The organism is Chroococcidiopsis cubana SAG 39.79, assembly GCF_003991895.1.
In the GTDB taxonomy this organism is placed as follows: Bacteria; Cyanobacteriota; Cyanobacteriia; order Cyanobacteriales; family Chroococcidiopsidaceae; genus Chroococcidiopsis; species Chroococcidiopsis thermalis.
This window is the reverse complement of the sequence record NZ_RSCK01000077.1, coordinates 24,999-31,566: the sequence shown is the minus strand read 5'-3', so window position 1 is coordinate 31,566 and position 6,568 is coordinate 24,999. Positions and strand designations below refer to the sequence as shown.

Annotated in this window: 7 protein-coding genes; 5 read left to right on the top strand and 2 right to left on the bottom strand. The window is 45.3% G+C overall.

Annotated features, from left to right (window positions below; translation table 11 throughout):
- Positions 1–51: 51 nt before the first annotated feature.
- The gene (locus DSM107010_RS40160) at positions 52–204 is read right to left on the bottom strand and encodes a hypothetical protein (protein ID WP_199755796.1); all 153 of its coding nucleotides are present in this window, start codon (positions 202–204) and stop codon (positions 52–54) included.
- 638 nt (positions 205–842) lie between these two features.
- Between DSM107010_RS40160 and DSM107010_RS28570 the strand changes: the two genes are divergently transcribed.
- The 5 genes from DSM107010_RS28570 to DSM107010_RS28555 all read left to right on the top strand — a co-directional run bounded on the left by DSM107010_RS28570 (position 843) and on the right by DSM107010_RS28555 (position 5,430).
- Positions 843–1,517 (top strand): 2OG-Fe dioxygenase family protein, encoded by a 675-nt coding sequence (locus DSM107010_RS28570; RefSeq protein WP_106168415.1) that lies wholly within the window; start codon positions 843–845, stop codon positions 1,515–1,517.
- A 48-nt stretch (positions 1,518–1,565) separates the two neighbouring features.
- Positions 1,566–1,712 carry a hypothetical protein gene (locus tag DSM107010_RS38820; protein ID WP_158631885.1) on the top strand — a complete coding sequence of 49 codons (147 nt, stop codon included), beginning with the start codon at positions 1,566–1,568 and terminating at the stop codon, positions 1,710–1,712.
- Positions 1,709–2,818 (top strand): NAD-dependent epimerase/dehydratase family protein, encoded by a 1,110-nt coding sequence (locus tag DSM107010_RS28565; protein WP_106168414.1) that lies wholly within the window; start codon positions 1,709–1,711, stop codon positions 2,816–2,818. The genes DSM107010_RS38820 and DSM107010_RS28565 overlap by 4 nt, the downstream gene beginning before the upstream one ends.
- A gap of 7 nt (positions 2,819–2,825) precedes the next feature.
- Complete coding sequence (gene kbl, locus DSM107010_RS28560) at positions 2,826–4,016, top strand: glycine C-acetyltransferase (RefSeq protein WP_106168413.1); 1,191 nt, start codon at positions 2,826–2,828, stop codon at positions 4,014–4,016.
- A 103-nt stretch (positions 4,017–4,119) separates the two neighbouring features.
- The gene (locus tag DSM107010_RS28555) at positions 4,120–5,430 is read left to right on the top strand and encodes a hypothetical protein (RefSeq protein WP_106168416.1); all 1,311 of its coding nucleotides are present in this window, start codon (positions 4,120–4,122) and stop codon (positions 5,428–5,430) included.
- A gap of 9 nt (positions 5,431–5,439) precedes the next feature.
- On the opposite strand, the gene DSM107010_RS28550 is transcribed toward DSM107010_RS28555, so the two are convergent.
- The gene (locus DSM107010_RS28550) at positions 5,440–6,117 is read right to left on the bottom strand and encodes a hypothetical protein (RefSeq protein ID WP_106168412.1); all 678 of its coding nucleotides are present in this window, start codon (positions 6,115–6,117) and stop codon (positions 5,440–5,442) included.
- Positions 6,118–6,568 lie beyond the last annotated feature (451 nt).

Here is a 6,568-nt window from a genome sequence, read left to right as displayed (position 1 = left end):
CGAGCGTCTTTGAGTTTCATGGCTGATTCCAGACTTAGCTACCTTTCTATGTTAACCAATCTCTGCTCTAGGTAGTAAGTTCAACTTTTGCAACATCCTATCCACTGTGGAACGACCGATGAGAACTCCCGTTTGTCGGTGCAATAGAGTTCGCAGTTCTTCTAAGGTCGCATCATTGTTGGCTTCTACAATTGCAGCGAGCACGCTTAACTGCTCCTCTTTGAGCTTGGTTGGCGTTTGTTGTGTGCGAACAAGAGGCGCAATGCTTCCAGTCTCACGATATTGTTTGAGCAATTTTTCCACAAAACTTAGGGCGACTCGAAATCTTTTTGCTAGCTGTCGTTAAGATATTCCACCTTCAAAATAGGTATCGATAATTTTCTGGCGCAAGTCAAGCGAGTATGCCTTCATTTTTATCTGGGCAGAATACACAACATTACTATTAATCGTACCTCAGTAGACTAGGAATTGCTCTAGTAAGAATAACAGATATCAGCCAAAAGTTATAGGGATCGACAATAGCCGAAAAATATAACTACAATTAAATCAGGAGACTCGATCGAACGCTAGGTGTCTTCTCTAACAATAGAATGAAACCTTAAGTCCTATTTTATAGAGCCTCTTTGCTGACACATACTCTGTTCTATATCTATTGATGAGGCTCCTATAAAGGAATGAAAATACTAGATCGAGTTTACATTATAAATCTATAAATTTATTGTTAATTTTTGCTGCTATCGGTAGCAGAATTTGGTATGGCATAACCCAATGCTAACTACTAAATTTAGATGTAGCAGTTTGAATAATACTGCTATCCTCAATTGAACGTGAGGAAGTTTACTATGCTGAATTTATCAAAACCACAAGAATTCAATTGTCTAGCCAGCTATGTTTTAGAAATGGTGAACGCTGTTAAGCTAGAGCAATTAAAACCATTTTTCGACTTCTTGCCAGCCGATCCATATTTAGCAGGCAACTATCGCTTTAGAAACCTTTCTCACTTTCAAATAGCTGGCGATCGCCTGATAAAGTTACCCCACAGACAGCTATTTCAATCGAAAGTATATAACCCAATTTTAGGAGATGTAGTTAGAGAGTATCCAGAACTTGACGATCGCCTAGTTGCGTCAGTAGATTTTCAAAAAATTGTGTGGGAATTTTTCCAGTTTTGCCAGCTTTGTACTAACTTCAACGAAGTTGCAGTGCATCAAATTAGAACCACAGCTTCTTCTCAGCAACTCGGCAATCCTGCGCCTGAAGGAATTCATCGCGATGGAGTCGAACTCGTTGGCATTTTCTCTGTGAATAGAACCGGAATTGAAGGGGGAGAAACGCACCTTTATCCAGAAAAAGATGGTCGTCCCGCTTTTAGCAAAATTCTCAATCCTGGCGAATTTTTAGTCTTTAGAGATAGTCAATACTTCCACTACACCTCGCCTGTCAAAGCAACTACATCTGAACTAGGGGTGAGAGATGTTTTCGTACTGACTTGTCCTGGATTATTTCCACCTGAGTAGGGAGTCGGGAGCAGTGACCAGTGACCAGTGACCAGTGACCAGTGACCAGTGACCAGTATCTCCCTCAGCCTCCTCAGCTCTCTTTTCACGTACCACGCACCACACCCTGCTCCTGAGCGCACCACGCACCACTTTCTCACCAACAACCAACAACCAATTACCAATTACCAATTACCACTGGTAACTGTCATATGATGAACAATATTTTAGTCACTGGCTCTAGAGGTCAACTGGGAAGCGACCTTGTTGTTGCCCTACAAAGACGCTATGGGACAACACACGTCATGGAAAGCGGGCGATCGCCACGCTCAGAGGAAAGCAAGTTATTTCCTTATAAAGTGCTGGATGTCACAGACGGTCGGCGGTTGGAAAAAATTGTCAAACGGCATCAAATCGATACAATCTACCACTTAGCAGGACTACTCTCAGCCAAAGGCGAACGGGAACCTGATCGCTGTTGGGACATCAATATTAACGGGCTAAAAAATGTTTTGGAAGTAGCCAAATCAGAGCGACTCAAAGTCTTTTATCCTAGTTCTATTGCCGTATTTGGAGCGCACACGCCGAAGTTAGACACGCCTCAGATGACCGTGACAGATCCATCTACGATGTATGGAATTACAAAGGTGACGGGCGAACTACTTTGTCAGTACTACGCGCAACGGTTTGGCGTGGACGTGCGTTCTTTGCGATTACCAGGCATTATTAGCTACAATGCTCCACCAGGAGGCGGGACAACGGACTTTGCCGTAGAAATCTTCTATGCTGCCCTCCAGCAGAGAACTTACACCTGTTTCCTTCGCCCAGAGACTCGCTTGCCCATGATGTACGCAGCAGATGCGGTCAGAGCTATTCTGGAACTGATGGAAGCAGATTTATCAGCCATCAAAGTCCGTACTAGCTACAATGTGGCAGCAGTCAGCTTCTCGGTAGCAGAACTCGTAGCTGAAATCCAAAAGCACTTACCTGAGTTTGCCTGCGAATACAAACCCGATTTCCGGCAAGCGATCGCGGATTCTTGGGTTTGTACAGTTGACGACTCTAAAGCACGAGCCGATTGGGGTTGGCACCATACCTATGACTTATCTGCGATCGTCAGCGATATGTTGGCGAAGCTGGAGTCATTAAAAAGGGAGCAGGGAGCAAGGAAGAGGGCTGAGGGAGCTGAGGAGGCTGAGGGAGCTGAGGGAGAAAGTACTACAAACTCTACACCCCACACCCCGTACCCTATCTCCGATCGCACCACGCACTACGCACCACTTATTCCCGACTCCCGACTCCCGACTCCCAAAATTTGGTGATGTAGCCATGTTGACCACAACGGCGGCTTCTGTTTTTCAATCCCTGCTCGATGAAATTCATCAATCCGGTCTGCGCAAAGAAGAACGAGCGATCGCATCCCCTCAAGATGCTAAAATCCAACTTCAAGATGGTCGGACGGTACTGAACTTCTGTGCTAATAATTACCTGGGACTAGCTAACCATCCTGACATTATTGCCGCAGCCCAGGAAGGAATTGCTAAATATGGTTTTGGCTTGTCATCGGTGCGCTTTATCTGTGGCACGCAAACCATACATAAAGAGCTGGAAGCAAAGATTTCTGCATTTCTCGGTACTGAAGATACTATTCTGTACGCTTCCTGTTTTGATGCCAATGCCGGACTATTTGAAACACTACTTGATGAAGAGTGTGCGGTCATTAGCGATGCACTCAACCACGCTAGTATTATTGACGGAATTCGGCTGTGTAAAGCTAAACGCTATCGGTTTGCCCATAGCAATATGGAAGAATTAGAGCAAACGCTGCGAGCTACCCAATCGCTGAAAATCCGCTTAATTGCCACGGATGGGGTCTTCAGCATGGATGGCGATATCGCTAAGCTAGACCAAATCTGCAATTTAGCCGAACAGTATGATGCGCTGGTCATGGTAGATGATAGTCATGCTACTGGGATTTTGGGAGCAACAGGACGCGGCTCGATCGAACATCGTGGTGTCATAGGTCGTACAGATATCATCACCAGTACGTTAGGAAAAGCCCTGGGTGGAGCTTCTGGAGGTTTTACATCCGGTCGTAAAGTCATTATCGACTTACTCAGGCAGCGATCGCGCCCCTATTTATTTTCCAACACCCTTGCTCCAGCGATCGCCTACACCAGTATTAAAGTATTGGATTTACTCAACCAAACCTCAGAATTACGCGAAAGACTGCTGGAGAATGCCAGCTACTTTCGGACTTCCATCGGCGATCGCGGTTTTGAAATTAAACCTGGGATTCACCCGATCGTACCAATTATGCTGTACGACGCGAAACTCGCACAAGCTATGGCGCGAGATCTGCTCGATGAGGGGATTTATGTCATTAGTTTTAGCTATCCTGTAGTTCCCCAAGGTCATGCTCGAATTCGGGTTCAAGTTTCCGCCACTCACACGCAAGAACAATTAGAGCAATGTGTAGAGGCGTTTGCTCGCGTGGGGAAAAAGTATGGGGTTGTTTAACAGTGACCAGTTACCAGTTACCAGTTACCAGTTACCAGTTACTAGTTCCAGTAGGATTTGTTTTCAAATCTCACCCTGCAAGGCATTGAAGAGGAAAATTACTATGATCGAGAACCTGCGAGAAAGACTAAAAATTCCAACGGCAAGGCTAGAAGCGATTAACGATATTCTAGTCGAGCCAAATATGGAGGCGATCGCCAATTTCCTCAATGTCGTGTCTAAATATGGGACTCCAGAAGAGATTAATGCTAAGGCAAAACAAGCTGCGTCTCTGACCGCATTGCTAGAGCGCGTTCGTCAAACTCGACCCGAATATTTAACCGATCTACAATGGCTGCAACAGCAAGCAGATGAGGGCGCATTTGTCAGCATTGCCGATTATCGACAGAATGTAATAGGAAACAAGACAAAGAGTTTGACTTTTGACGACAAATATGCAGTGACGCTAGAAATTAGTGCCTGTCAATATTTTCCTTGGATAATTGCCGCAGCTCGACGAGCGATCGCCCAACAATCCCTCATGCCGGGACGTTTCATTCAAGTCCGCCAGATGAAGGAACAAGAAACCGATGGTGACTTGCCCGCCATTGCCGCAGCTATGCAAATTATTGGCGCGAGTTTCGTCGTCACTCTCGATACCAAGGGAACTGATGGCTCGAACGTCCATCTCGGCGGAGCGGAAACGATCGCGGGTTACTTTGGTGGTGTTGGACAGCCCAACGATCGCGCTTTGCAATGGCTGAACGAATACTTGTACTACTACACTAACTACGGGATTCGCCAAGTTCTCAATCTCAATCCTGGGACAGTGCTACTAGGCTATCTCCTTCATCGTCTCGGCGTTGATATCGAGTTCAAGATCTCTGTATTTATGGGCAACGACAATCCCTACGCAGCTTTGTGGACTTTACTTGGAGCAAAGTTATTTTCCAGAGATGATGGTAGCTCTCCATTAATTGGATTCAATTGGAGTAACTCGGTCAACAATGAAACGATTGAAATTACCAGCCAGTTTCGCCAGGCTTTGGACTTCGAGCAGCAGGTTCGCTTCGAGCATCACATCACTGAAACTTGGAAAGGCATCGTGCGACAGCCTTATAACCGCAGAGACGAGTTGATGGAGCTGGCTTCGTGCGTGCCGAATATTTCAGCCAAGCATGAGGGAGGCGATCCAGAAGTTGAGCAGATGCGGCAGCACCCATCGGATATTTTCGATTATTTCCGTGACAAGCAGGAGATTATTGCCTCTGGAGATTGGGAACATCTCACCCAGAATTTTCTGGACAAGTTTGATGCCTTGAATAAAACGGCACAAGCTCTTACAGAACAGGGTCTATCCGTTCTAGCAGCTGGAAATCTCCACCCGCTAGAACGCAAACATTTGTCAACTTTACAAGTTACGACTTACGACTAATAACTCCCATTACCGATTTCGAGACAAGACAAAATCCTCATCTAGCGTCAGGTCTAAATCTCGATTGGGATTGACGACAACCACTTCCACTTCTTTACGCTTGCGACCTCTAAGGAGCGTTTCTCCCAACACTCCAGCTCCCGCGCCTCCTAAGATTGCACCTAAATCGATATCTCCAAAAATTTCAGATGCTACGGCTCCGACTGCTGCGCCAACAACAGCACCGCGAACGAAGTCGGGGTTGGTTTTGCGATCGATTGTCTGCTTTCTTCTCACTACAGCTGATGTTGCCTCAATCGGATATTTTCGTTTTTGACTACCAATGACGACTGATTCAGCCACGAATTGCGAACCACCATCAGCAGGTCTGAGTCTACCGTTAATTTGGCTACCTGCGGGAATCACGACATTTCCGCGCTCCGAGCGGACGCTGGTTGCTGTAGTTAGCGTCAGTCTGACTGATTCTTTAGGCGTAACCAGCACTCTATCTGACTTTTTGTATCGCACCGGAATGACCGTACCAACTGGTACGATTGACTGAGGTGATTGCGCAATTAAGAGTTTACTAGAGTTCGATTGGGGTGCTGCAACCGGAGTCGCCGCGATCGCAGGTACTATTGTGGCAGAAGTCATTCCCAGTGCCATCAGCGCCGCAACTTTGGCTTGCCAGGAATTAGAAATGAACATATAAAGTCTTTCTCCTAAATTATCGAATTAGAGATTTTACATCTTAATGACGTAAAACCAAATAAATTGTTCTTTAAGTTTATGCTCCTTAATGGTTAACCTGTAGAAGTTGCAGACACAATTCTTAATTTTACGCTCTGATGCTTCTCTTTTAGTTTATTCAATTTTTGATTTAATTTTATTGATGTACATTATTTCACCAACACGATTTTTGTTGAATTCTATCTTAGTGTAGAAGTCAAATTATGGTAATTTTACTAACTTCTTCCCTTGAGTTATAAGCGTTAGCAATACTTCTCAATCTAAAAGTCGAGCGCAACGCAATTCCCTTTAGATTAATACAATTCGGGCATTCTTACGCTCAGAACTATACTGGTTTGCTACAGGTGTTAATTGGCAGGAAGCTTCTCGCTGCTCCCTTATACCATTTTGATCTGACTGCGCCACGGAA

What these genes read in the sequence shown, in the direction of transcription:
- DSM107010_RS28570 (WP_106168415.1), top strand. Translation starts at nt 843, where the DNA reads ATGCTGAATTTATCAAAACCACAAGAATTCAATTGTCTAGCCAGCTAT.
- DSM107010_RS28565 (WP_106168414.1), top strand. Translation starts at nt 1,709, where the DNA reads ATGATGAACAATATTTTAGTCACTGGCTCTAGAGGTCAACTGGGAAGC.
- kbl (WP_106168413.1), top strand. Translation starts at nt 2,826, where the DNA reads ATGTTGACCACAACGGCGGCTTCTGTTTTTCAATCCCTGCTCGATGAA.
- DSM107010_RS28555 (WP_106168416.1), top strand. Translation starts at nt 4,120, where the DNA reads ATGATCGAGAACCTGCGAGAAAGACTAAAAATTCCAACGGCAAGGCTA.
- DSM107010_RS28550 (WP_106168412.1), bottom strand. Translation starts at nt 6,117, where the DNA reads ATGTTCATTTCTAATTCCTGGCAAGCCAAAGTTGCGGCGCTGATGGCA.